We start from the raw sequence: 24037 nt of genomic DNA, 5'->3' as shown, positions 1-24037 counted from the left end.
CAAAAAGAAAAAGCCCTTTCAGGGCTCGTAGATCAAGGGGTAAACTTACCGATCATCGCCAGAAGAAATCCACCGACGAACAAAAAGGTCACGAAAGCAGTTTTCAGATAGACCGTCTGTGCCGGGAAGGGCACCCACATCAAGGCGATGGCCACGAGCATCATGATCACACCCTGGGGCCTGAGCTTACCGAACATCGACAGCATCCACCTCCTGGTAAAGGTGGTCCAGCCCCTCAGAAATATAAGAGCGGAGCCAACTGACGACATCATACTGATCGAGGGGGACATCCCCGAGGATCTTCCTGATCTCCCGGGTACTCAGGGTGAACTTCTCCTTACCCACACTGTGGGTGTAGATCAAGTCCATGTCCCGATCGGCGGTGATGATGGCGATCAGGGTGTCCGTCATGTTCCCCAGGGGTACCCGATCGATGTGCGAATGCTGGAAGGTCGCCTCGATCTCCGTCCCCACACCGGGTTCGGAGTGAATGGCGAAATGGCCGCCACAGGCCTCTGCTCCCGCCTTGAAGAGCGGAATCCCGAGACCCACTTTACGGGTCGTCCGCGTGGTGTAAAAGGGATCGGCGACCCGCTTGACGGTTTCTTCGTCCATGCCCACGCCATCGTCCTTGATCTTAATGGTGAGCCGATCTGCCGCTAGATCCTCGATAATGGCGATACGCAGGACGTCTGCATCGGCCGAGATGGAATTTTGTGCGATGTCAAGAATGTGCAGGGAAAGTTCTTTCACCGTTGGAGTCCCCTTTCGTCTTCTTTCAAGTAGGCAAACAAGGCTTCGATCGTCCGCTCTTCTAGCGGTAATTCGTAAATGGGTTCTGAGAGATCCTCGAGACGGTGGGCATCAGAATTCCTGAGGATCCGGTAGTGACCGCGGTAGGTATCGGATGATAGGTACTCTTTGGCCGTGGGGCTTCCGGTGCTGATCTCCACCGCCGTGATGCCCAGTTCGGGGGGGATAAAACCGAGGTTCGCCACAATGCTGTTCGAACGACGATCGATATGAGCGGGCAGAAGGAATCCTCCAAAGGCTTCGACCAGCTCCTTGGCACGCCCCAGGGCAATTTGCACAGGGGCGAAAAGACTGTCGGATCGCTCCGAGAGGATTGCATCCGTTTCATCAAAAATGAGCTGCCGGCCGAATTTTTCGGGTCGATGGGGCACCTGGAGCCTCAGAGGGGCAATCGCTTCATCGAAGGCCGTGATGGCCTCAACGGTGGGAAACAAACAGAGCAGGTGAATATCCTCCGATGTCTGCAGTTCCATGGCCGGGACGACAATCACGTCATAGGTCCGACCGTGGGCCACGCACACCGCCACATTGTCCATGGCGTTGTGGTCTGCGACGGCGATGAAATCCAAAGACTTGATCATGGCCATGCGCACGATGTTCAGCGGGGTCATCTCCTCCTCGGCACAGGGACTGAGGGCCGAGTGAATGTGCAGATCGTAGCTATAGCCCATCAGACGCCCGCCGCTGCAAAGATCTTGGCGATCTCGTAGGCGGAGAGCGGCGTACTCAATACGGCCAAACCTTCTTCGGTCGCCTTTTTCAATGTGTCTTCATCGGGCTTGATGCCACCGGGATGGATGATCACGGAGAAATCCAAAAGGGTAGCCACGGCCACGATGTTCAGGTGGGTCTGTACGGTCACCCAGGCGGCGTTCTCGCTCCCCTTGGCCATCACCCAGCTCAGCAGATCGCAAATAAGCAGATCCTCCACCTTGCGATCCCCATCACCGGGATTGAGCACGTGCATCAGGTCGTTGTCGATGAGGTCTCGAATGATCATTTTATCTCTCCCTTTTTTTGTGCATGAGCACGATACAGTCTTCGATCGTCGCACGTCCGAGGACAATATCCTCGGCCAGTGCACGACAGGTAGGGGCGCCACAGGCACCGCAGTTGATACCGGGAAGCGTCTGGATAATCTCCTCGATCCTTGACATCTTCTCGAGCGCCGATTTAAAATCCGGATCGAGCTTCAGCACGGCATTCGGTTTGATCTCCCGATCCCACTCCATGTTCTCCTCCGACAGTTCTACATCTTCCGGGATATCGAAGCTCGAGCCGTAGGCCTTTGAGATCCTGCGGATCCGATTCTTGGCGATGAAGGGATTCTCCACATTGAGCGGTCCGCCTACGCAACCCGTCACGCAGGCATAGCCCTCGAAGAAATCAACGTCTCCGAGTTTTCCCAGCTCCATGTTGTCGAGGACCTTGATGACCTCGTCGATTCCATCCACGGCCAGGTAATTCTCGATCCCCATGGCAAAGGACTGTCCACCCACACGTCCCCAGCCGATTCCATTGCCAGAGGCCTTCTGGATCTTGCGCTCCCGCTCCACATGATCGTACTCCTTGATCATCCTGGAGTAAAGACTCTCGATGGAAATCGCCCCATCGATGGCAGAGCGATCGATACCAATGGGGTTCTTGATGCTGGTGATCTTAGCGGGGCATTGGGTGATGTAGAAAACGCCGATCTGATGGTCCTCTAGACCCGTTTTCTTTCGCGCTTCTTTCCGGGCCAGACGGGCGGCCACTTCCATGGGCGATTCGAGCCGTATGATGTTCTCGATCAAGGAGGGGTAGCGAATCTGGATCAGTCGGGTGATCGCCGGACAGAAGGTAGAGATCAGCGGTTTCTTCACATCCCGCCGTGTGACGACCTTCGATTCATAGACCGTCAGAAGGTCCGCCGCATAGGCCACATCGTAGACATCGTCGAAACCCATACGTAAAAAGGTATTGAAGACCCGATTGGTCTTGTGCTCTGAACCGAACTGCCCGTAGAGGCTGATGGCGGGTAGCGCAATGGTGTATGCGAACTTGCCGATGGACTCGATGGAATCCGTGAGGGCACCCTTGGCATGGAAGGGGCAAACCTTCAGACACTCTCCGCAGTCGATACAACGCTCGGAAATAATGCGCGCCTTGCCATCCACGATCCGAATCGCCTGTGTCGGACAGCGGTCGAGGCAGTGGGTGCAACCGTTGCAATAATCTGGCTCGAGGGTCACGGAATGCCAGTATGTCCTCATCGTTGCTCCCTCCTCCCCTTACAGGTTCATGACGATCTTTAAATTGGTGCCCACGCCGACGTCGGACGCAATGAAGAAACCGTCAGCATACCGCTTGATGTTCGGTAGACCCATACCAGCGCCGAAACCCATTTCGCGCACCTCCGAGGTGGCGGTAGAGTAGCCCGCCGTCATGGCCAGCTCGATGTCCTCGATACCCGGACCTTCATCGGAGACGTAGATCTCGATCCGATCGGGCTTGATATAAACGTCAATCGCCCCTCCCTCGGAATGGATCACCACGTTGATCTCCGCTTCATAGGTGGCAATGGCCACCTTGCGCAGCACGCCCGAATCGATGCCCAGTTGCCTCAGACTCCTCTTAAGATCGCTGGAGGCTTCTCCCGCCCGGGCGAAATCGGATTTGATAATGTCATAGTGATAACGCATGGCTACATTCTTTTCGTCTCTCTCGATCATAGCACCACTCCCCTACAGGTCGAGCCCCGGAAGGCCTCTCCCGTACAGTATACCAGATGCGACGTAAAGCGTGTGATGTGTCGTGAGCAGGGCGATATTCTTTTCCCGGGCAAGAGCGATCACCTCGTCGGTGGGTTGCTTGCCGCGAACGAAGAGCACGGCCTTGAGGTCCAGCATCTCGGCCGTCCGGATCACCTGGTTGTTGCAAAGACCCGTCAGGAGCAAGGTCTCCTCCTCGACGAAGGCCAGGACATCACTCATCAGATCTGACCCGAATGCCGCCTGAAAAGGGCGGTTTTCTTCTGTTTCTCCGGTGAGGTAGATTGCCTCCACCCAGTCTGCGATTTCCTTCAACGTCATAGGTTCACCCATCTCTCTATAGTTAATGATTTCACAAGTATATTATACATGGAAAGAAAGCCGATTAACAGGCCCATTTGCCGCACTGTGCGAATACTCCCACCACTTCGTTTTCGGAGGAGAACTTGAAGTGGGGGCTTCTTAGCGGGCTCTCGACCCGTAGATTGCTCTTTTTCAAATACGACTTGTACTCAAAAACCTAAACTGCTTGCACCCCTTCCTATTCGCTTAACGTATCAGGAAGAGGCGGATTTCTCACGCTAGATACAGGAAGACCCTATAAAGAGTCTTTTTTTAAGAGTCCACTTTATAGGGTCCGGTTGAAAAGGGAAATGCGGCTTTTTATGCGTTCTAAAACGAAGAAAACCGACCGTTTGAATCGGCCGGCCCACCGATCAGCCGAAACGACCGGTGATATAGTCCTCTGTTCTGCGGTCCCTGGGGTTGGAGAAAATTTGCTCGGTGGTGCCGAACTCAATCATCTCGCCCAGGAGGAAGAAAGCGGTTTTATCCGAGATCCGGCTCGCCTGCTGCATCGAGTGCGTGACGATCACGATGGTGTAGTTCTTCTTGATCTCCTCGATGAGCTCCTCGATCTTGTAGGTGGCGATGGGGTCGAGAGCGGAGGTGGGTTCGTCCATCAGGAGCACGTCGGGCTCGATGGCCAGGCTCCTGGCGATACACAGGCGCTGTTGCTGTCCGCCGGATAGACCGTAGGCGTTCTCGTGCAGCCGATCTTTCACCTCGTCCCAGAGGGCCGCGTTGGTCAGGCTGACCTCCGCAATCTCCAGCAGTTTCTTTTTATCGTGAATGCCATGCACCTTCGGTCCATAGACAACATTTTCAAAGATGGTTTTGGGGAAGGGATTGGGCTTTTGAAAGACCATCCCCACCCGCGTACGCAGTTCCTCGACGCGAATAGACGGATCGAAAATATCTTTGCCGTGGTACAGCAGCTGGCCTTCGGTGCGCACCTGTGGATTCAACTCCACCATGCGGTTCAGGGTCTTGATAAAGGTCGACTTACCGCACCCCGAGGGCCCGATAATCGAGGTGACCTCGCGCTCGTGGATCTCGAAGTTCAGATCTTTAAGCGCCCGGAAATCTCCGTACCACAGGTTGAGGTCGTTCACCTCGTAGACCGGTGCCTTGGCACTGTCGGCTCGTTGGTTTCTATTGTTCAAAGGTATCACTCCCATTAGTATCTTCTCTGGAACTTATTCCGGATGATGATGGCCGTTGTGTTGAGGGTCAAGAGGAGGACCATCAGGACGACGATAGCGGCCGAGGCTAGGTTTGCATACTCACGCGTGAGCACGGCATCCAGCGTCCAGTAGTAAATCTGGATCGGCAGGGTGGTGAAATCACTCATGATTCCCTCGGGCATCTTCAAGATCAACGTGGGGATACCGAGTACCACCAGCGGGGCGGTCTCCCCGATGGTTCTGGAGACAGAAAGTATGGCCCCCGTGAGAATACCGGGCAGGGCGGCGGGTAGCACCACCCGACGGATGGTCGTCCACTTGTTGGCACCCAAGGCATAGGACGCTTCGCGTAGGTAGCTCGGTACAGCGCGGAGCGCCTCCTGACTGGAGACCACCACGATGGGCAGTCCCAAAAGGGACATGGTCAGTCCACCCGCCAGCACCGTAGAGCCCAGGCCCAGCATTCGACCGAAGACCGCGAGGCCCAGGAGTCCGAAGATTACCGACGGTACACCGGACAGATTCGAAATGTTGGTGTTGATCAGGTTCTTGAGTTTCTTATTCTTGGCGTACTCTTCCAGGTAAATCGCCGTGGCGACGCCCAAGATCAGGGTGACCGGAATCACGACGACCATCAACCAGAGGGAGCCCGCGATCACGCTGGCGATGCCCGCGCGGTCAGGGTTGATCGATAGCCGACCCGTGAGAAAGGACCAATCGAGCCAGCCGATGGCGCCGCTACCGATCCTGTAGACTAAGGTGCCGAGCACGACCAGGGCGAAGACAGTAGAGAGGGAAAAGATCTTACCCGCCATCTTGTCGATCAAGATTCTCCTGGAGAGTTTTCGTTTTGCCCGGTCGCTGTTAAAAAAGGGCTTGAATACTTCCAGAGGCTCCACATGACTTTCGCTTTTGTTTTGTCTCAACGCGAGATTCGTCTGTGTATCCATCTTAATACTCCTCCCTGTACTTGCGTGCGATGTGCTGTGCGAAGAGATTCATCGCCAGCGTGAAGATGAACAGGATCAGGCCCACGGCGTAGAGGCTATAATACCCCACGGTACCCGCACCCGCATCTCCGCTGGTGAACTCGACGATATAGGCGGTCATCGTCTGCATGGACTGTGTGACATCTAGCGTGAAGTTCTTGGAACTTCCGCTGGCAATGGTCACGATCATGGTCTCGCCGATGGCCCTCGAGATCGCCAGGATAAAGGAAGCCACGATCCCGGAAATTGCGCCGGGAATCACCACTTTGAAGGTCGTCTCGAGTCGGGTCGACCCCAGGGCGAGCGCCCCCTCCCGCATCATATTGGGCACGGCGCCCATGGCATCCTCGGAGAGAGAGGCCACCATGGGAATGATCATGATCCCCATGACGATGCCCGGGCTCAGGGCGTTCTTGGATCCCAGACTCGGGATCACCCGCATGAGCATGGGCGTCACGAAGGAATAGGCGAAAAAACCATAGACGATGGTGGGAACCCCCGCAAGAAGCTCCATGATAGGCTTCAAAAGCTTCTTGCGCTCCTCAGAAGCATACTCGGCCATGTAGACCGCTGCTCCCAGACCGATGGGTACTGCGACGAACATCGCAATGATCGAGGTGACGACTGTACCGGCGATCAGCGGTAAGAAGCCGAAGGTCGGGTTCTCGGCCCTGAGCGGCTGTAGTTTGGTGCTCAGGATCTCGTAGAAGGAAACTTCCTGAAAGAACTGCGCAGCATCGACCACGAGCGTGATCACGATCCCCAGGGTCGTCAGGATGGAGATGGATGCTGCGATAAGGAAAAAGGTGGGCATGACCCGTTCCAGATACCGCGTGCTCTTTCGATTTTGATTGCCCTTGATAATGTCACGCACGCTACCGGATGGTTTCATGAACTCACGCTCCTTTCGACTGTGCAAAGTCGTTCTTTTTTAAACGCACGTAAGATGAGAAGTCTAAGCTCCTCATCTTCACGCGCTTCACGTCTATTCTCTAGCAAGATGCGATAACTTACTGGATAGCTTCGAGCTGGTCTGTGTAAGCTTGGTACTCTGCCGCGGGAAGCGGAGCGAATCCGTTTTCACCGGCGAGACGAGCGGCACCCTCGGGGCTCACAACGTACTTGGCAAAATCGAGTACCTGGGGCTTCTCTTCCGCGTGGTTCACATTGAGGTAAGTGAACACGGGGCGAGTGAATCCTGAGTAAGGAAGCGTCTCTCCGATGGTCTCGAGCGTCGGTGCTACGGGACCTTCACCGAAGTCAATACTCACTGCCTGGAGCTTATCAGTGTTGCTGGCGTAGTAGCCGTATCCGAAGAAGGCGATGGCGTATTCATCGTTGCTCACGAGATCCACGAGTGTTGCGTACTCCTGCTGGAGGTTCGCTGTCGCGACCATATCCTGCTCATCAAGAATGGTTTCGTAGAAAAACTCGTAGGTACCGTGGTTTTCGTTCGGGCCGTAGAACTTGATTTCTTCAGCAGGCCAATCGGCGCGGATGTCGCTCCAAAGCACATTGTCATCAGCTTTGTAGGTGCCGGACACGTACATGTCGATGATTTCCTGTTCGGTCATTTCAGTCGCCCAAGTGTTGTTGGGGTTGATAACCATGGTCAGACCGTCAAGGGCCAACTTAAATTCGTACACATCTTCGCCGAAAACAAGACCGTTCTCAGCAAGTCCTTCGATCTCGGTATCCTTGATCTTGCGTGAGGCGTCGGAAAAATCCGTTTCGCCGGGGATGAACTTCTTGAAGCCGGCGCTTGAACCCGCGCGGCCCACTTGAACGCTCACGTCAGGCTCTTCGTTGACCATGTACTCTTCTGCGATGTGTGCCATGAGGGGGTACACTGTACCGGATCCGTCGACCACAACAACGCCTTCGAGATTCGTTTCAGCGGCTGGTGTTTCTTCTGCAGGTGTTTCTTCTGCAGGTGTTTCTTCTGCAGGTGTTTCTGCAGGTGCTTCAGCACTAGCGGGTGCTTCTTCGCCTCCGCAGGCCACGGCAGACACCATCAAGATCGATACCATTAAGAACAGTAAGATTTTTTTCATTTCGAATAGCCTCCTAAAAAAGTTTTGTTTCACTCATCTGACACTTATGAGTCTACAGCATCTCGAGGGGGGGAGTGTTATCCGGTCGTTAACCCTATATTAAATACAGGTAAACTGCACACCCGGTCACCGGGTCCTCCACGTCCACTTGACTCGGGCTTTTCGCCTATTAAAGGAAGCGATGCACTTGGTCTCCAAATGAGGCTAGCATCTAACAGGAACTTAACAAAAACCTCATCTGTTCTCAAAAGACAAGCCTTACACTATAGATTGACACGACCCATCATTGTACTCAGGGAGGTATTTATGATCAGAACCCTCTTCACCAAGACAATCCAACGATCCAGACCATCGCTAGAAGGGTTGACTAGACTCCCCTTTTTCAGCGCCAGAGCGCTTCACCGGCTGAGGCACCTTCGACTGGGCTTTCTGGATCACCTCATGATCCAGCACAAGCTCCTGCTCATGAGCCTGCTCACAGGCGTACTACCGTTGCTGTTGTTTTTTGCCATGAGCATGGCCGACTCCGAGAACATGCTCACCGACGAGGCCATGATGCGCGGGAATCTTTTCGCCAGGGTCACCTCAGACCGTATCGCCACCTACTTTGAAAACCGGTCTACCGATGCCCTGACCCTCGCCTCATCAGAACTCGTGCGCGAGGGCCTTGCCGACTTCAATGCTTTTTCCCTTGACCAAGGCGAGAAGCAGGCACTGGCCGGTCGCTTCGGTTCCTTCTTCCAGGCGCCCACTGAAGCTCACGGTTACACGGATATATTCCTCACGAATCAATACGGTGAGATTATCTACAGCCAAAACTATGATCCGCTGGACCTCGCCCCACTGGTCTTCGATGGTCAGTTCACAGAAAGAGCGATGACGGGGGAACAAAACTGGACCGAGCCCTTTCGTAATACCTTCATCGATGACAACCTGATGATCCTGGCGACACCGGTCTACGGTACATCGGAAAAGGTGCAGGGGACGCTGAACATCGTGCTCAACCAATCGAAGATCGATGCCATCGTTACCAATGGAATCGAAGAGCACGGCGAGAGTGCCCGTGCCTACCTGATCGATGAGGAAGGGCTGCTTCTCACCCATCTACCCCACGCTGAAGGAACCGCCCTCCTGAGTCCCTTGGATTCAGGCGATGCGACAGAGGTTGTCAGGGGGATCCTCGTTGAAAACGGCCATACAGGGCCCTTCACTTCCTCCTACTCTGCCTTTGATGATCGCCAGGTGATCGGCACCATCGATACTGTCTTGCTGGGCGAAGACCGGGTCGGTCTTGTCATCGAACTGGACACGGTTGAAGCCTATGCCACCCTAGACGATTACAAGGAACACATGGTGCTTTTTGTCACCTTGCTCGGGCTCTTCAGTTTTGGACTCGCCTACGCCATCGCTCGTTCCATCTCAGAACCGCTCAAGGCTGTCACCCGATCGGCGGATGAGATGGCCTCTCTCCGTCTGCAGCCTACGGCTTCCCCGGTGAAACGGAAGGATGAAATCGGCACGCTCCAGGCTTCTATGGACCGGATCAACACCCAGCTCATTGATATGATCGGGGAGTTGCGACAGGCATCGGGTACCCTGGGTACCGCTTCTCGCTACCTTGCCCTCGGGGCAGAGGAAAGCTCCCGTGCCTCTACCGAGGTCGCCATCTCCCTGGAGAAAGTGGCCGGCGCGACTCACGAACAAGCCCAGGACGCTGCTCATGGCGCGGAGAAGACCAAGGCGCTGGCCGATATTCTAGAGGTGGAGAAACGGCAACTAGAAGAGCTGATCCATGCCAATCGGACGATGGACCAGCAGATCAATGATGGCTCCGAGATCACCGGCGCTCTGAAGGAACATACCCTCCAGATGACCGCCACCCACCAGGAAATCCAGGAGCGTATCGCCAGTACCCATACGAGCGCTCAAAAAATCGGTGAGGTCACGGGCTACATCCGCACGATCGCTGAACAGACGAATCTCCTCTCCCTAAACGCCAGTATCGAGGCTGCCCGGGCAGGAAAACAGGGGGCGGGTTTTGCCGTGGTCGCCGGTGAAATCAAAAAACTCTCCGACGATGCCAAGCAGGCCACCGCTTCGATTGAGGCCCTCATCCGCAGCCTGGGGAAAGAAACCGGTGAAGCCGTCACCACACTGGACACGCTCCTGACCCATGCGGCTGTCCAATCGGACAGTGTCGAACAGACCCTCACCATCTTCTCAAGCATCGGTCATTCGCTGATGCGGTCCAAAGGACACCTGCAAGACCTCCAGACTTCCGGGAAGGAGGTGGATGGCCTGCGGCTTGAACTGAAGAAGGATATCGAGCATCTGAGCAGCCTGACGCGCGATACCTCTGCAAATACCTCGGAGATCACGGCAGCGACACAAGAGCAGACGGCGACGGCCGAGTCGGTCCTGGAGACGAGTGTCCAGATCGATCGACTCTCCGATCTCCTCGGCACCCTGATCGACCGCTTCCAAATCCAAGCCGGCGATCCAACCCATGCATAGAGAAAAGCAGGTGCAGACCCATCATAAGGTCTGCACCTGCTTTTTCATTGGAAACTTCTTATCACGCACTTTTTAAAACTCGATGCGCTTGCCGTCCACATAGTAAATCGTGGCTTCGCAGATGTTGGTGGCATGGTCGGCGATTCTCTCGATGAAACGTCCGACGAACAACAAATCCACCACTTGGTTCATGATGTCCTTGTCCTCTGCCAGCATCCCCAGTAGCTCCCTGTAGATTTTTTCGTACAGGGCATCCACGGAATCGTCGAGCTCGGCCACGGACTTGGCGGTCTCTGCATCTTCCCGCGTGAAGGTATCCAGGCTGCCCCGGATCATCCCCACCACCTGATCGGCCATCTTCGGTAGGTCCACCAGCGGTTTGATATAGGCTTCTCCACAGAGACGCTCCACCACTTCGGCGATGTTCACGCCGTGATCGCCGATCCGCTCCAGATCGGTGATGATCTTGAGCGTAGCGCTGATCATCCGCAGGTCCTTGGCGATGGGTTGCTGCAGGGCGATGAGGTTTATGCACTTCTCTTCGATCTCGTGCTCCAGTTCGTCTGAACGGCGCTCGAGTTCGTAAACTTTCTTGAGCAGTTTTTCATCCTGGGTCTTCAACGCCAGAACCACTGTCTTGATCTCTTCTTCGACCACGGCGCCCATCTTCATGACGAGATCGCGCACCTCGTTCAATTTACTGTCTAACTGTTGTCTCATACGATACGAATCCTCCTTCGTCACCTTCCGATGGTTCTTTTTTTGCCGATCGAATGTTTGATGACTATTATACCCTAACAAAGCCATATTGTCACCTTGTTAAGCTTAGATGAATTCTAGGTAAAATCAGCGGGACTGGAAGATCAAAAGACCCGCGATCATCACGGCAAGGCCGAGGGGCTTGATGGGATCGAAACCCAGTGGCTCCACACCAAAGAGGCCCAGGGCATCGATCAGATAGGCGAAGGCCAACTGGCTGATGACCATGATCGATACGGCGAGAGAAGGACCGATGCTGTTGACACCCCGCATAATGGAGTAGACGATCATCACACCACATAGACCCCCGAGGAGATAACCCTTCGGCACCTCCCCGACTCGAGACATCTGGCCTTCGCCCGAAAGCAGTAGCACGGCGGTGCTGACGAAAAAACCGAGGCCATGGACGAGGCTGTTCGTGCCCCAGAGCCCGATGAATCGGCTGGCGCCGGCATTGATCACATTCTGCAGGCTGATGAAGAGCCCGCCTAAGATACTAAATAAAAAACCCAAGGGATCATTCCTTTCACTCGTACAAATTGTCGCCGGCCAGCTTTCGAATCCCGGCCGCATCTAGCATCAGCAACCGACCGCGTTGCCTGGTCAGCAGGCCCTCCCCGGCCATGTCGGCGATGACGCGACCGAGGTGACGGTAGGTGGTCCCCAGCATGTCGGCGACCTCGTGGAGATCCTCTGTGAAAAGCTCCTCGTTGTTAGCCGGGGCCAGGACCGTGCTCGACAGGTAACCGGCGAAACGCGTGGCCACGGGATAGGTCAGGTTAATGGCCGCCATTTTGGAAAAACTGTGGAGTTTGAAGGAGAGGTGGGCGATCACCAGCTGTAGGAAGGCCGCGTTCTCCTGGTACTTGTCCTCGATGACGGGATAGGGCAGGATGAAGAGCACTGCCTTTGTCAAGGACTCGATGTTCGTGGTGGCGGCATGACGGCTGGACAGCTCCAGGTCTCCGATCAGGCTCAAGGGACTGGCGAAGCGCAGGAGCAACCGCTTGCCGTTCTCCGACGAAGCAAAGATTCGCAGCCTGCCCTCGGCGAGGAAATAGATGCCCTCGAGGTCTTGGCCCATCTCGCAGAGAGCGTCTCCCGGCTCGAGCCTTTTGATCCGCAGATCGTCCGCGTCGATCATCGATAACCTATTGCGCTTTAACCACCTATCGATTCTGTCCATACGCACCCTCCTTGGTCCTATTGTACCGCAAAAAGAGAAAGACCTTCAGGACAAATGTCCCTACAGGTCAAATTTTCTGATGGTCCGGATCGGCACCCTGGTCGGCGGTGGGGTGCTCCCCCCCCCACGCTTGGTGATGGTTGCCGCTGGAATTTCTTGTTCTCGCGCCAGCAAGCGCCGTACCCGATCGCCGCAGAAAGCCCCCTGGCAGGCCCCCATGCCGGCGCGGGTCCTGCGTTTGATGGCATCGAGCGAACATACGGGGAGCGGTCGGTCGAGTGCATCTAAGATCTCGGCCTCCGTCACCTGCTCACAGCGGCAGATGATATGTTTGTCCGGCGGGGCCTCATCGGTCGTACCATCGAAATCCGCTCCCTTGGGACGGATGATCGCCGGTCGGTTCGGGTTGAACGCCTCATTTTTCTCCAGGGCGAGTCCGTCTTCCCCTAGGATCTCCGCCACGCGCTCGGCGATGGCGGGAGAGGCCGTGAAGCCCGGCGATTCGATTCCGGCGACGTTCACGAAGCCCGGGACACTGCTCATCTCAATGATGAAGTCGCCGCCATCTGGCCGTGCCCGCACACCGGAGAAGGTGGTGATGGCAAGCCTGAGATCGAAATCCGGTATCGACCGCCTGGCCTCACGGATAATCCACTTCAGCCGTTCTTCCGTGGTATCGAGATCCTCGGGATCTCCCGTGTCCTCAGCATCGGGGCCGATCATGAGGTTCCCATGATAGGTGGTGGTCACCAGGACCCCCTTCCCCTTGTCCGTCGGCGTCTGGAAGAGGACGCGGTCCGTTAGATGCGCCTGGCTCTTATGGAACAAGACGTACTGCCCCCGGCGTGGGAGGATCTCAAAATGATCGGTCCCGACCATGGCCGCCACGCGATCGGAAAAGAGACCGGCGGCGTTGATCACGTAGCGCGCCTCGCATACACCCTGCTTTGTCTGGACGATAAAATGATCGTCGACACGCTCGATGGCCACCACTTCGCTCTTGAGGTGGAGGGTCACCCCATTGGCCACGGCATTCTCCGCCAGCGCGATGGTCATCTCATAGGGAGAAGCCACTCCGACCGAGGGGACGTAGAATGCGCCCACCACTTCCTCCGACAGATGGGGTTCCAGTGCACGGGTCTCTTCGGCGTTCAAGATCTGCGCATCCTCCGGCGCATGACCGACGGCCAGTGCATTGTCGCGCAACTTTTCCAGTTGCGCCAGATCTCGGTCATCAAAGGCAAGGGTCAGGGCGCCGGTGCGCCGGTAACCGAAGTGGAGCTCACGATCGAGAGATTCGAACTGCTCGCCACCTGCTCGGCAGTAATGGGCCTTAAGACTACCGGCCTTGCCCACATATGCCCCGTGTACAATCCCACTGTTGGCCTTCGAAGCACCGGCGGCCACATCGTTATCTCTTTCCACGAGATGCACGGACAGGCGGTACTTCGCAAGTTCCCTTGCGATGGCCGATCCGACGACACCTGCTCCGATAATCAGTACATCGATCAAGGGTCATTCCTCCTTTGTCATGTTCATGAGAACAGTGCAGTATACCTTCTCGTGGATGGCCTCGATGCTCAGGAGCCGTCCACCCGCCACACAATCGATAATCTGCCAGCCCATCCGCTCGGCCACCCAGCGGGCGTTATGGTAGGATCTTTCGAGGTAGTCGGCATCGCCCTCGTGAATATCCTTGTCACCTGGCTCACGTTTCTTCCGCTCTCGCAGCAGGTCGGCGGTGATGTCCGGGGGGACATCGAGGAAGACCACGAGATCCGGCTCCGGTAGACCCAGCTTTTTAAATTCAAAATCGGCCAACCAGTCCACGTACTCCGCCCGCTTCTCTTCCGCTTCAATCTTGACGGCCTGGTGGACCATGTTGGAGGTCGTGTAACGATCCGCAATGATCGGCCTACCGGCCAAGTAATCCTCCCGCCACTGCATCTGAAAAGAGGCGTAGCGGTCCACGGCGAAAAAGGTGGAGGCGGTGTAGGCATCCACATCATCGGGTCGCTCACCAAAAGCGCCGCCCAGGTACAACTTCACAAGGGCCGAGGAACTGCTCTCGTAGTCTGGAAAGCGTACGGTCAAGGGATCGAGGCCCTCGCTCCGCAGGCGTTCTTCCAGTCGTTTTGTCTGTGTGGCCTTCCCACTGGCATCGCTGCCGGATTCTATGACGATCAACATATTCTTCTCCCCTTTTTTCCATTCTCTTCTTATCTTAACACAAAAAAATAACCCGGGGGGCCCAGGTTATTTCTTGTCTTCTTCTAAGAAGAACACTTCCCACGGGAGAAGTCCGCCTGCCCGCTTCACCGTTAGCATCCCGATGTAAACGATAGCCGTCGTCGCGATGAAACAGATCGATAGGATCGCTAGGAGATCGCCCCTCTGAAGATTTTGCTCTTGTTTACGAAACATTCGTCATCACCTCATTGTACCTATTACCCAAGGACTTTTCCCTTCAAGCAAAAAGGAAGAAAAAAAGGCAACGCCCGCGGGTAACGGAACGTCGCCAAATATAGAGGAAGCCATGCTTTTAGCCGAGGGGGTATTTCTCCCTGGCGGTGTAGTGCGTGTGCAGCAGGTCGTGCGCTTTGTGGCTATTGGGTTTTTCGAGGTAATCCTTGTAGAGCTTCTGAATCTGTTCGTTGAGGTGACTCTTGCGCTTTTCAAGGATCATATCCTCTTCGTAGAGCGCCTTGGCACGTTCGACGCGCAGGTCCACGGTATTGCGGATCTTAGCGGATACCTGGGGCTGTCCGCCGCCGGTAACACAACCGCCGGAACAACCCATGATCTCGATGAAGTGGAGATCCTTCTCGCCACGTCGGATCATTTCGAGCAGGTCGTTGGCGTTCTTGGTGCCGTGGACGATGGCGGCCTTTACGGTGATGTCACCGATCGGCACTTCCACTTCCTTGATTCCCTCTTCAACACCACGAACGGCTTTGTACTCAATATCCTGGAGGTCTTCACCTGTGATCACGTCGGCTACCGTACGGAGGGCCGCTTCCATGACGCCACCCGTCGCACCGAAGATAACACCGGCGCCAGTGTACTCACCCATGGCCGCGTCGAAGTTCTCGTCGGGTAAGGTGGTGAAGTTGATGCGCGCCTCTTTGATCATCTTGCCGAGCTCGCGGGTCGTGATAACGGCATCCACATCGCGTAGACCGTTCACTTCCATCTCTTCGCGGGCCGATTCCGTTTTCTTGGACGTACAGGGCATCACGGAGACAACGAACATCTTCTCGGGATCGATTTGCTCACGCTCTGCATAGTAACTCTTTAGAATAGCACCGAACATCTGGTGCGGGGATTTGCAGGAAGACAGGTTATCTAGGAAGTCAGGATGGTGGAACTCAGCGTAACGAATCCATCCTGGAGAACAAGAGGTGATCATCGGTAGTTTGCCACCGTTCTGGATACGACCCAATAGCTCGTGTCCCTCTTCCATGATCGTAAGGTCAGCTGCAAAGTTCGTATCGAAGACCCGATCGAACCCCATGCGACGGAGGGCGGAAACCATTTTGCCCGTCACACGTGTGCCGATGGGCAGACCGAACTCTTCTCCGAGGCCCGCGCGAACCGCTGGAGCCGTTTGTACGACCACGTGGAGATCTGGATTCTCGATTGCATCCCATACGCGCTCGGTGTCCGTCTTCTCGCGAAGGGCGCCGACGGGGCAAACGGTGATACACTGTCCGCAGTAGATGCAAGGTGTATCCACCATGCTCATATCGAAGGCAGGGCCCACGATGGTCTCGAACCCACGGTTCGTGAAATCGAGGATACCCACCTGCTGGACTTCTTTACAGACGTTCACACAGCGACCGCAGAGGATACACTTCGAGCTGTCGCGGACGATGGAGTGCGATTTGTCATCGAACAAGGACTCACGCTTGTCTCCCTGGAAGCGGATCTCGTCGATCCCGAGCTCTTCAGAAATAGTCTGGAGCTCACAGTTGTTGTTCCTGAAGCAGGTCAAGCACTCGCGGTTGTGGTTGGCGAGCAGGAGCTCTACCGTCGTTTTTCTGGAGTTACGGACCCTCTTGCTATTGGTGTTGACCGCCATACCCTCTCGAACGGGTAGCACGCAGGAAGCCTGGAGCGTACGGGCGCCCTCTACTTCCACTACGCACACACGGCAAGCGCCAACTTCGTTGATATCTTTTAAGAAACAAAGGGTGGGAATGTCGATGCCAGCCGTTTGGGCCGCCTCGAGCACTGTGGTGCCCGCGGGCACCTCCATCTCCCTGTTGTTGATCGTGATCTTAACATTTTTCATGATTTCACACTCCTCGTTACTTCTTCACGATGGCGTCGACGGGGCATTTCTCGATACAAGCGCCACACTTGATGCAGACATCCTGATCGATGACGTGCAGAGCCTTACGTTCACCGCTGATGCAGTTCACAGGGCAGACCTTCGTACAAGCCGTACATCCGATACACTTGTCCGTGATCACGATCTTCAGTAGATCCTGGCAAACACCAGCGGGACAAGTCTGATCGTTCACGTGGGCTTCGTACTCATGTCGGAAGTAGTGGAGGGTGGACAGTACCGGGTTCGGAGCCGTCTGACCGAGTCCACAGAGGGAAGAGTCCTTGATGCTATGGGCTAGGCTCTCGAGCGTGTCGATATCCCCGAGGGTCCCTTTCCCCGCTGTGATCTTGTTCAGAAGCTCGAGCATACGCTTCGTCCCTTCACGACAGGGGACACATTTACCGCAGGATTCTTCTACTGTAAAGTCAAGGAAGAAACGAGCGATATCCACCATGCAGTTGTCCTCATCCATGACGATCATACCACCTGAGCCCATCATCGATCCGAGGGCTACCAGGTTATCGTAATCAATCTCTGTATCGAGGTAATCCGCGGGAATACATCCGCCGGAAGGACCGCCGGTCTGCACCGCTTTGAACGTTTTGCCACCGGGGATGCCGCCACCGATATCATAAATAATCTCTCGGAGCGTCGTGCCCATGGGGATCTCGAGGAGACCCGTATTGTTGATCTTACCGCCCAAGGCGAAAACCTTGGTTCCCTTCGAACGTTCTGTCCCGATTCCCGCGTACCAGTCGGCACCATTCAGGATGATCGGCGCGATGTTCGCGTAGGTTTCCACGTTATTGAGTAGCGTGGGTTTGCCGAAGATTCCCTTTTCAGCAGGGAAGGGAGGACGTGGACGGGGCATACCCCGCTCGCCTTCGATGGAAGCGATCAGTGCTGTCTCCTCACCGCAGACGAAAGCGCCTGCACCGAGGCGGATCTCCAAGTCAAAGGAGAAGTCCGTTCCGAAAATATTCTCGCCGAGCAGGCCGTTCTCCTTCGCCTGTTCGATGGCGATCTCAAGACGCTTGACGGCAATGGGATACTCAGCACGGATGTAGACATAACCCATGTTGGCACCGACAGCGTAGCCGGCGATGGCCATGGCCTCGATCAAAGAGTGGGGATCTCCCTCTAGGACCGAACGGTCCATAAAGGCACCGGGGTCACCCTCGTCGGCGTTACAGGCCACATACTTCTCATCGCCCTTGGCGCTGTAGGTGAACTGCCACTTGAGGCCCGTGGGGAAGCCACCGCCACCACGGCCGCGTAAGCCGGATGCCTTGATGGTTTCGATAACTTGCTCGGGTGTCATTTCCGTGAGTACTTGACCAAGGGCCTGGTAGCCGTCGAAAGCGATGTACTCTTCGATGACCTCCGGATTGATGACACCACAGTTGCGCAGGGCGATCCGCATCTGCTTTTTGTAGAAACCCACCTCGTTGATGGATTTGATTACGTCTTCTTCGACGGATTCCTTGAAGAGCAGGTCCTTCACGATACGACCCTTCAGCAAATGCTCCTCTACGATCGTCTCGATGTCCTTCTCCTCCACGCGAGAGTAGAAAGCACCCTCCGGGTAAACGATCACGATGGGACCCGCTTCACACAGGCCGAAGCAACCGGTCTTTACTACTTGGACCTCGTTCACGAGATCGTGTTTGTCAAGCTCTACACCGAATTTGTCCATCAGGCTCATAGAACCCGAAGAAACACAACCAGTACCCCCACAAACAAGGACGTGCGATCTATACATATTCATAACCTTCTCCTCCTAACCCCTGCTCTACTCGTACGCGCCGATGGTAAAGTCGGTGACAACCTGTCCGTTGACGATGTGATCTGCGATGACTTTCTTCGCCTTCTCGGCCGTCATCTCTACATAGGTCACCTTGTCATCGCCTTCTTTATAGACTTCAATGATCGGCTCGAGGCGACATACACCGATGCAACCGGTCTGCGTCACTTCTACATCCGGTAGACCGCGCTTGGATACTTCTTCGAGCAGTGCGGTCAGTACGGGACGTGCACCTGCCGAGATACCACAGGTCGCCATCCCCACTACGATACGGGTTCCCTTGCGGTCTTTTCTCAGGTTGATCTTCGATTTGGCTTCGTCACGAATCTTAGCGAGTTCCTGTAAAGATTTCATCTCATTTTCCCCCTCTTAATACTTCGACAGAATGCCGGGTACGTCACTTTCCACCAGTCGACCGTACACATCTTCGTTAACCGTCAAAACGGGTGCCAAGCCACAGGCGCCAATGCAACGGGTGGCTTCGAGCGAGTACTTGCCATCGGGCGATGAGCCTCCGACCTTCACGTCGATATCCTTTGAGATGCGATCGATGATCGCCTGTGCACCCTTCACGTAGCATGCCGTTCCCAGGCAGACGCCGATGACGTACTCGCCCTTCGGCTCGAGGGTGAACTGAGAGTAGAATGTCACCACGCCGTAGATTTCTGCCATTGGCACGTTCAGCTTCTCGCTGATTACTTTCTGTACTTCGATGGGCAAAGCACCGAAGATCTTTTGACTCTCGTGCAATATGGGCATCAAGGCACCTTTGCGGTCCTTATGCGTCGCGATGACCTCGTCGAGACGCTTGAAGTTATCTGCCGATAAAATTTCTTTGGCCATGGTCTTTTCCTCCTCTTGAAAGTCGTTTCCCCAACACTTCCGTTAAAACCTTCACAATTCAGGGCGTAATAAAAGGCTTACTCAAATGGTCATTAATTCCACCTGTGTAAGTCGTAGGATTCTCAACCGGATCACCCACACTCAAAGGGCTGAAAGGGTTGAAATGGCTTTGGTTTTGGTTTGTCGCATTTATTATAACACAACGAAAATGATTGTAAACTAAATTTGTTAAAATATTAATTAGTCAATCGAAAGGTCTGTTGCAATCTCGCAACGTCCATTGCGGCTCCCTCCGCACCCTGACTGAGTTGTGACGATTTGCCCCCCTGAACATAAAAAAAACGCCTCCCAAGATCAAGAGACGTTCATGAAGTTGGACGGTCCTGCGACAGCGATCAGATCGCTTGTCCATCTTGATCGATCGCTTCGATCAAGGTGCATACGAGTCCTTCGATCCGATCGCTGAGCAAGCGGATCTGGTCGCGTATCTCTTCGGGGGTTCCCTCGAAGGTGGAGGGGTCCGGCAGATCCCAGTGGATGGTCCTGACGAGTCCAGGGAAGATGGGACACTTCTGGAAATGGCTCTCGTCGCACACGGTGACCACATACCCGTAGAAACGGCCTTCACGGTAAAAATCGAACACATGGTCCACGCTATTCTCCGAAAGGTCGTATCCCTTCTCCCGCATCACCTCTACAACGTGGGGGTTCAGCTCGCCCGGTTCGAATCCCGCGCTCTCTGCGTAAAAACGACCCTTGCCATGAGCATTGAGGAAAGCTTCGGCCATCTGGCTTCGTGCAGCGTTGTGCACGCACAAGAACAACACGCGATACAGTTGCTTCAAATCCAATCACTCCTTATGGGTTCACTAGGTACTCTCATGATAACCCACCCATAGAGGTGACGGATGGCATTTACATATTCTTAACCTCTCTTAACCAAAAAGAAACGCCCCCTTGACTCAGAGGCGTTTCATCCGTTCTTCCAGCTCCAGCGCCGCATTGTAGCCCATGGCCTTCTGGCGGTGGTTGATGGCCGCCGCCTCCAAGATCACGGCCAGGTTTCGGCCGGGTTTCACGGGCATCTCCATCAGAGCGACCTTGACGCCCATGATCTCGGAGTAGTTCTCGTCGAGACCGAGCCGGTCGTAGGTTTTTTTCTTGTCCCATTCTTCGAACCGGACCACCAGATCGACGAACTTCTCGTGACGGATGGACCCGATACCGTATAGTTTGGAGATATCCAGAATACCGATCCCCCGGATCTCGAGAAGATTGCGGATCAAATCCGGCGAGGTCCCCAGCAAACGATCGTCCCGGGTCTTTCGCAGGATGATGGCATCGTCACCGACGAAGCGGTGCCCCCGCTTGATCAGCTCAAGAGCCGCTTCAGACTTCCCGACACCACTTTTGCCGATGATCAGGATCCCGATACCGTAGACATCGACCAGCACCCCGTGTAGGGTCACGGCCTCGGCCAGCTTATCATCGGTATAGGTGAGCGCTCGCGAGTTAAAGGAAGTCGTGGATTTGTTCGTGCGCAGGAGGTAACAGTTGTTCTCCCTGGCCGCCCGCTTGAAACTCTCGAAAATCTCGAGTTCCCTAGTGAAGACCAGGCAGGGGATCTTGTACTGCATGAGTTTCGTGGCGATCTCGTAACGGCTCTCTTCCGAGAGCTTTTGGAGATAAGAGTACTCGCTCTTGCCAACGACCTGGATGCGCTCCTCGCTGAAATACTCGTAGTACTCCATGATCTGGAGACCGATGCGGTTCACCTCGCTGGTGATGATCTTGGCATCCTCGGCCCCCTCTACGATGACCTCTAACTTCAGGTCCTCAATGAAACTGGTAATGGGGATATAGTTTGTGTTCAAAGGTGGGTCTCCTTTCTCTCGCCCTTTTCGAAAAAGTCGAGCACGGCTTGGGCCGATGGGGTCGTCATCCCCTCTACCGCCACGAGTTCTTCTACTGTGGCCGATTTGATCTTATCGATTGCCTTGAAGTGCATGATCAGTTGCCGCGCCCGCTTCTTTCCGATGCCCGGGATCTCTTCGAGCACGGAGTGGGTCATCTCCTTGTTGCGCAACTTCTTGTGGTACTCGATGGCGAAGCGGTGGACCTCCTCCTGGATTTCGTAAACGAAGCGGTAGGCTTCCCGATTGTCCTGCAAACCCAGAGCCGTGGTCCCGTCGATCAGATCCTTGGTCCGGTGGAAATCATCCTTCACCATACCGAGCACGGGTATATCGACCCCGAGGGCCGTCAGCACCTCCTTGACGCTGGAGACGTGCCCCTTGCCACCGTCGATCAGGATGAGGTCGGGGAAGAGGGAGAACTTATCCCCTGCGGAGACCTCTTCCTTCTCCTTGAGACCTCGGTTGAAGCGCCTGTACAGCATCTCCTGCATCGAGGCGTAGTCGTCCATCTGGCCCACGGTCTTGATCCGAAACCTGCGGTAGTCCCGCTTCTTCTGAACGCCCTTTTCGTAGACCACCATGGATCCCACGGCCAGGACCCCGTAGATATTCGAGATATCGTAGGCTTCAATGCGGTCTAGGGCCGATAGACCCGTGACCTCCGCGAGCGCCTTCAGCCTTTTCTCGGCCGCCTCGCGATCAGAAGTCACCTTGTCCTGGAACTTGGTGATGTACTCCAGGGCATTCTTTCGCACCAGGAGCACGAGCTTCCGCTTGTCCCCCCGTTGCGGTACGATCAACTTCACACGGTGACCGGCCACCTGGCCGAGGTAAGCCTCCAGGTTCTCGGCATCGGAAACCGCATCGGAAAGTAGGATCTCACTGGGGATGTGTGCGGCGTTTTGATAGTACTGCAGCAAGAAGTTCCCCAAGATCTCGTCGGCAGCCGCCTCTTCCACACCGTCGATGGTGTAGCGGTCGCGGTCGATGATCTTTCCCTTGCGCACGAAGAAGACCATGACGCAGGCCGTGTCGCCGTGGACGGCATAGCTGATGACATCGCGCTCTTCACCTTTGCCCGATTCCACCGTCTGCTGGATCTTCAGACTCTCGATGGCCTCGCTCTTGTCGCGCAGATCCGCCGCTTTTTCAAACTCCAGGTTCTCCGCCGCCTCGGCCATGGCCTCCTGGATCTTCCGGACCACGGCCCGGTTCTCACCGGAGAGAAAGGAGCGGATCTCGCCGATCATCTCCAGGTACTCCTTTAGGAAGATCTCACCATTGCATGGGCCCAGACAGCGCGCGATATGAAAGTTAAGACAGGGTCGCGTGCCGGGTTTCGATAGATCCCGAGCGCATTTTTTCAAGGGATAAAGGTCGTGGATCACCTCGATCGTCTGCTTCACATAGTAGGCGCTGGTGAAGGGGCCAAAGTAGAGATCCCCGTTGTCCAGCCGCTCACGCGTCATCATGACCCGGGGGAACTTCTCGCTCATGGTGATCACAATGTAGGGAAAACTCTTGTCATCCCGCAGCAGGATGTTGAACTTCGGTTTGTGCTTCTTGATCAGGTTGGCCTCGAGGATCAGGGCCTCGACCTCCGTGTCCGTGAGATAGTACTCGAACTCGGCGACGTTAGTCACCATGGTCTGGACCTTACGGCGGTGGGAGTTGAAGGCGCGAAAGTAGGAGGAGACCCTGTTCTTCAGGTGTTTCGATTTTCCCACGTAGATGATCTCGCCCTTTTGATCCTTCATAAGGTAGACCCCGGGGGCCTCCGGGAGCTTCTTGAGCTGTTCTTTGATGTCAAACATGAAAATCACCCTTTTCTAGTGCACCTCCCCACGGGTATAATGAAAAGCGGAGGTGTTGCTCTTTGTCAAAATTCCAATCGCTTAATTTCGTCGTCGCCTTCATGAGCACGGTGACGGTCTTCACCATGGGTCCGTCCCTGCCTTACTTCTACGCGACCGAAACGCGTTTTCAGTATTTCACGGTCCTCCTGCTCGCCGGGTTCTTCCCGACGGTACAGATGCTCTTCCGCCGGTTCTATTACCGGAAGGAAGCCGACATGGACCAGCTGTTCTTCACTTGCTCTTTACATTATACCAAACTCTTCGACCGTCTCCTCTACTATTTGCCGGTGGCGCTCGTGAGCTTCTATCCCCTGGCGGAAACGAACCGTCCCTATACCGATGGAATCCCCCCCTTGTTGCTGGGGCTTTTCCTCGCCGAAGGGCTGCTTTACATCACCCGCAGACGGGTGCACCTGAGGGTCTACCAGGGGGGCGTAGCCGTCAGCGGTACGGACTTTCGTATCGACCTGCCCATGGCCGACCAGCCGAAAAATCCCTATGGGAAGTTCTCCTACGCCGATTTCGAGGCCTACCGACTGAGGGGTGATCGCCTGGAGCTGATCCTGTACGATGATACGGCGCGGATCGATGCCGCCGTGGACCCCGGCCAGGCACCGGCCATCACGGCCTTTCTCTCGGCCCAGGGAATCCAGCCCCAAAAAGAATCGCGATGACACCCGGTCATCGCGATTTT

At 55.3% G+C, this 24037-nt stretch carries 26 protein-coding genes; 2 read left to right on the top strand and 24 right to left on the bottom strand.

The genetic code is table 11. The annotated features are described in order from the left end of the window. Nucleotides 1-32 precede the first annotated feature (32 nt). The 11 genes from ACULM0_RS12270 to ACULM0_RS12220 form a co-directional block, all read right to left on the bottom strand. Nucleotides 33-197, bottom strand: a complete 165-nt coding sequence (locus ACULM0_RS12270) for a hypothetical protein (protein WP_463677824.1) — start codon at nt 195-197, stop codon at nt 33-35. Next, complete coding sequence (locus ACULM0_RS12265) at nt 187-753, bottom strand: ATP-binding protein (protein WP_463677823.1); 567 nt, start codon at nt 751-753, stop codon at nt 187-189. The genes ACULM0_RS12270 and ACULM0_RS12265 overlap by 11 nt, the downstream gene beginning before the upstream one ends. Then, nucleotides 750-1484: a PHP domain-containing protein gene (locus ACULM0_RS12260; RefSeq protein WP_463677822.1), complete on the bottom strand. Its 735-nt coding sequence runs from the start codon at nt 1482-1484 to the stop codon at nt 750-752. The genes ACULM0_RS12265 and ACULM0_RS12260 overlap by 4 nt, the downstream gene beginning before the upstream one ends. Continuing rightward, a complete protein-coding gene (locus tag ACULM0_RS12255; RefSeq protein ID WP_463677821.1) occupies nt 1484-1813 on the bottom strand; it encodes an AraC family transcriptional regulator in 330 nt (109 codons plus the stop codon). The genes ACULM0_RS12260 and ACULM0_RS12255 overlap by 1 nt, the downstream gene beginning before the upstream one ends. 1 nt (nt 1814) lies before the next feature. Further along, on the bottom strand, nt 1815-3065 hold the full coding sequence (locus ACULM0_RS12250) for a [Fe-Fe] hydrogenase large subunit C-terminal domain-containing protein (protein ID WP_463677820.1): 1251 nt from the start codon (nt 3063-3065) through the stop codon (nt 1815-1817). 18 nt (nt 3066-3083) lie between these two features. Beyond that, nucleotides 3084-3524 (bottom strand): ATP-binding protein, encoded by a 441-nt coding sequence (locus tag ACULM0_RS12245; protein WP_463677819.1) that lies wholly within the window; start codon nt 3522-3524, stop codon nt 3084-3086. 12 nt (nt 3525-3536) lie between these two features. Then, nucleotides 3537-3884 carry a DRTGG domain-containing protein gene (locus tag ACULM0_RS12240; RefSeq protein ID WP_463677818.1) on the bottom strand — a complete coding sequence of 116 codons (348 nt, stop codon included), beginning with the start codon at nt 3882-3884 and terminating at the stop codon, nt 3537-3539. Nucleotides 3885-4279: 395 nt separating this feature from the next. After that, entirely contained in the window at nt 4280-5068 is a 789-nt protein-coding gene (pstB, locus tag ACULM0_RS12235; protein WP_463677817.1) for a phosphate ABC transporter ATP-binding protein PstB, read from the bottom strand. A 14-nt stretch (nt 5069-5082) separates the two neighbouring features. After that, nucleotides 5083-6039 (bottom strand): phosphate ABC transporter permease PstA, encoded by a 957-nt coding sequence (pstA, locus tag ACULM0_RS12230; protein WP_463677816.1) that lies wholly within the window; start codon nt 6037-6039, stop codon nt 5083-5085. 1 nt (nt 6040) lies between these two features. Next, nucleotides 6041-6970 (bottom strand): phosphate ABC transporter permease subunit PstC, encoded by a 930-nt coding sequence (pstC, locus tag ACULM0_RS12225; RefSeq protein ID WP_463677815.1) that lies wholly within the window; start codon nt 6968-6970, stop codon nt 6041-6043. Between the two features lie 118 nt (nt 6971-7088). Continuing rightward, on the bottom strand, nt 7089-8132 hold the full coding sequence (locus tag ACULM0_RS12220) for a PstS family phosphate ABC transporter substrate-binding protein (protein ID WP_463677814.1): 1044 nt from the start codon (nt 8130-8132) through the stop codon (nt 7089-7091). Between the two features lie 306 nt (nt 8133-8438). Between ACULM0_RS12220 and ACULM0_RS12215 the strand changes: the two genes are divergently transcribed. After that, the gene (locus ACULM0_RS12215; protein WP_463677813.1) at nt 8439-10646 is read left to right on the top strand and encodes a methyl-accepting chemotaxis protein; all 2208 of its coding nucleotides are present in this window, start codon (nt 8439-8441) and stop codon (nt 10644-10646) included. A 72-nt stretch (nt 10647-10718) separates the two neighbouring features. On the opposite strand, the gene phoU is transcribed toward ACULM0_RS12215, so the two are convergent. From phoU to uvrC, 13 genes are all read right to left on the bottom strand, one after another. Next, a complete protein-coding gene (gene phoU, locus ACULM0_RS12210; RefSeq protein ID WP_463677812.1) occupies nt 10719-11366 on the bottom strand; it encodes a phosphate signaling complex protein PhoU in 648 nt (215 codons plus the stop codon). A gap of 126 nt (nt 11367-11492) precedes the next feature. Beyond that, on the bottom strand, nt 11493-11918 hold the full coding sequence (locus tag ACULM0_RS12205) for a DMT family transporter (RefSeq protein WP_463677811.1): 426 nt from the start codon (nt 11916-11918) through the stop codon (nt 11493-11495). A 13-nt stretch (nt 11919-11931) separates the two neighbouring features. Next, nucleotides 11932-12591 (bottom strand): Crp/Fnr family transcriptional regulator, encoded by a 660-nt coding sequence (locus ACULM0_RS12200; RefSeq protein ID WP_463677810.1) that lies wholly within the window; start codon nt 12589-12591, stop codon nt 11932-11934. A 60-nt stretch (nt 12592-12651) separates the two neighbouring features. Beyond that, nucleotides 12652-14103 (bottom strand): FAD-dependent oxidoreductase, encoded by a 1452-nt coding sequence (locus ACULM0_RS12195; protein WP_463677809.1) that lies wholly within the window; start codon nt 14101-14103, stop codon nt 12652-12654. Nucleotides 14104-14106: 3 nt separating this feature from the next. Continuing rightward, nucleotides 14107-14781 carry a dTMP kinase gene (locus ACULM0_RS12190; protein WP_463677808.1) on the bottom strand — a complete coding sequence of 225 codons (675 nt, stop codon included), beginning with the start codon at nt 14779-14781 and terminating at the stop codon, nt 14107-14109. 66 nt (nt 14782-14847) lie between these two features. Then, the gene (locus ACULM0_RS12185) at nt 14848-15015 is read right to left on the bottom strand and encodes a hypothetical protein (RefSeq protein WP_463677807.1); all 168 of its coding nucleotides are present in this window, start codon (nt 15013-15015) and stop codon (nt 14848-14850) included. A gap of 118 nt (nt 15016-15133) precedes the next feature. Beyond that, nucleotides 15134-16885, bottom strand: coding sequence for an NADH-dependent [FeFe] hydrogenase, group A6 (locus tag ACULM0_RS12180; RefSeq protein ID WP_463677806.1), 1752 nt, complete (start codon nt 16883-16885; stop codon nt 15134-15136). Nucleotides 16886-16901: 16 nt separating this feature from the next. Continuing rightward, nucleotides 16902-18692, bottom strand: coding sequence for an NADH-quinone oxidoreductase subunit NuoF (nuoF, locus tag ACULM0_RS12175; RefSeq protein WP_463677805.1), 1791 nt, complete (start codon nt 18690-18692; stop codon nt 16902-16904). A gap of 24 nt (nt 18693-18716) precedes the next feature. Next, nucleotides 18717-19082 (bottom strand): (2Fe-2S) ferredoxin domain-containing protein, encoded by a 366-nt coding sequence (locus ACULM0_RS12170; RefSeq protein WP_463677804.1) that lies wholly within the window; start codon nt 19080-19082, stop codon nt 18717-18719. Between the two features lie 15 nt (nt 19083-19097). Beyond that, nucleotides 19098-19571, bottom strand: coding sequence for an NADH-quinone oxidoreductase subunit NuoE family protein (locus ACULM0_RS12165; RefSeq protein ID WP_463677803.1), 474 nt, complete (start codon nt 19569-19571; stop codon nt 19098-19100). 395 nt (nt 19572-19966) lie between these two features. Continuing rightward, nucleotides 19967-20416, bottom strand: coding sequence for an arsenate reductase ArsC (locus ACULM0_RS12160; protein ID WP_463677802.1), 450 nt, complete (start codon nt 20414-20416; stop codon nt 19967-19969). Nucleotides 20417-20533: 117 nt separating this feature from the next. After that, on the bottom strand, nt 20534-21445 hold the full coding sequence (gene hprK / locus ACULM0_RS12155) for an HPr(Ser) kinase/phosphatase (protein WP_463677801.1): 912 nt from the start codon (nt 21443-21445) through the stop codon (nt 20534-20536). After that, a complete protein-coding gene (gene uvrC / locus ACULM0_RS12150; protein ID WP_463677800.1) occupies nt 21442-23301 on the bottom strand; it encodes an excinuclease ABC subunit UvrC in 1860 nt (619 codons plus the stop codon). Before uvrC ends, hprK begins: the two co-directional genes overlap by 4 nt. A 62-nt stretch (nt 23302-23363) precedes the next feature. On the opposite strand from uvrC, the gene ACULM0_RS12145 reads away from it, so the two are divergent. Beyond that, nucleotides 23364-24017: a hypothetical protein gene (locus tag ACULM0_RS12145; RefSeq protein ID WP_463677799.1), complete on the top strand. Its 654-nt coding sequence runs from the start codon at nt 23364-23366 to the stop codon at nt 24015-24017. Nucleotides 24018-24037: the final 20 nt, after the last annotated feature.

The sequence above is a fragment of the Halotolerantifilum yawarlongkerapense genome, from assembly GCF_054506745.1.
This window is presented reverse-complemented; position numbering and strand designations above follow the sequence as displayed.

Coding starts and splice junctions, on each gene's coding strand:
- uvrC (WP_463677800.1), bottom strand. CDS start 23,301: ATGTTTGACATCAAAGAACAGCTCAAGAAGCTCCCGGAGGCCCCCGGG.
- ACULM0_RS12240 (WP_463677818.1), bottom strand. CDS start 3,884: ATGACGTTGAAGGAAATCGCAGACTGGGTGGAGGCAATCTACCTCACC.
- nuoF (WP_463677805.1), bottom strand. CDS start 18,692: ATGAATATGTATAGATCGCACGTCCTTGTTTGTGGGGGTACTGGTTGT.
- ACULM0_RS12165 (WP_463677803.1), bottom strand. CDS start 19,571: ATGGCCAAAGAAATTTTATCGGCAGATAACTTCAAGCGTCTCGACGAG.
- ACULM0_RS12190 (WP_463677808.1), bottom strand. CDS start 14,781: ATGTTGATCGTCATAGAATCCGGCAGCGATGCCAGTGGGAAGGCCACA.
- ACULM0_RS12245 (WP_463677819.1), bottom strand. CDS start 3,524: ATGATCGAGAGAGACGAAAAGAATGTAGCCATGCGTTATCACTATGAC.
- ACULM0_RS12215 (WP_463677813.1), top strand. CDS start 8,439: ATGATCAGAACCCTCTTCACCAAGACAATCCAACGATCCAGACCATCG.
- ACULM0_RS12250 (WP_463677820.1), bottom strand. CDS start 3,065: ATGAGGACATACTGGCATTCCGTGACCCTCGAGCCAGATTATTGCAAC.
- pstA (WP_463677816.1), bottom strand. CDS start 6,039: ATGGATACACAGACGAATCTCGCGTTGAGACAAAACAAAAGCGAAAGT.
- ACULM0_RS12170 (WP_463677804.1), bottom strand. CDS start 19,082: ATGAAATCTTTACAGGAACTCGCTAAGATTCGTGACGAAGCCAAATCG.
- ACULM0_RS12200 (WP_463677810.1), bottom strand. CDS start 12,591: ATGGACAGAATCGATAGGTGGTTAAAGCGCAATAGGTTATCGATGATC.
- ACULM0_RS12270 (WP_463677824.1), bottom strand. CDS start 197: ATGTTCGGTAAGCTCAGGCCCCAGGGTGTGATCATGATGCTCGTGGCC.
- ACULM0_RS12180 (WP_463677806.1), bottom strand. CDS start 16,885: ATGAAAAATGTTAAGATCACGATCAACAACAGGGAGATGGAGGTGCCC.
- ACULM0_RS12220 (WP_463677814.1), bottom strand. CDS start 8,132: ATGAAAAAAATCTTACTGTTCTTAATGGTATCGATCTTGATGGTGTCT.
- ACULM0_RS12260 (WP_463677822.1), bottom strand. CDS start 1,484: ATGGGCTATAGCTACGATCTGCACATTCACTCGGCCCTCAGTCCCTGT.
- ACULM0_RS12255 (WP_463677821.1), bottom strand. CDS start 1,813: ATGATCATTCGAGACCTCATCGACAACGACCTGATGCACGTGCTCAAT.
- ACULM0_RS12185 (WP_463677807.1), bottom strand. CDS start 15,015: ATGTTTCGTAAACAAGAGCAAAATCTTCAGAGGGGCGATCTCCTAGCG.
- pstC (WP_463677815.1), bottom strand. CDS start 6,970: ATGAAACCATCCGGTAGCGTGCGTGACATTATCAAGGGCAATCAAAAT.
- phoU (WP_463677812.1), bottom strand. CDS start 11,366: ATGAGACAACAGTTAGACAGTAAATTGAACGAGGTGCGCGATCTCGTC.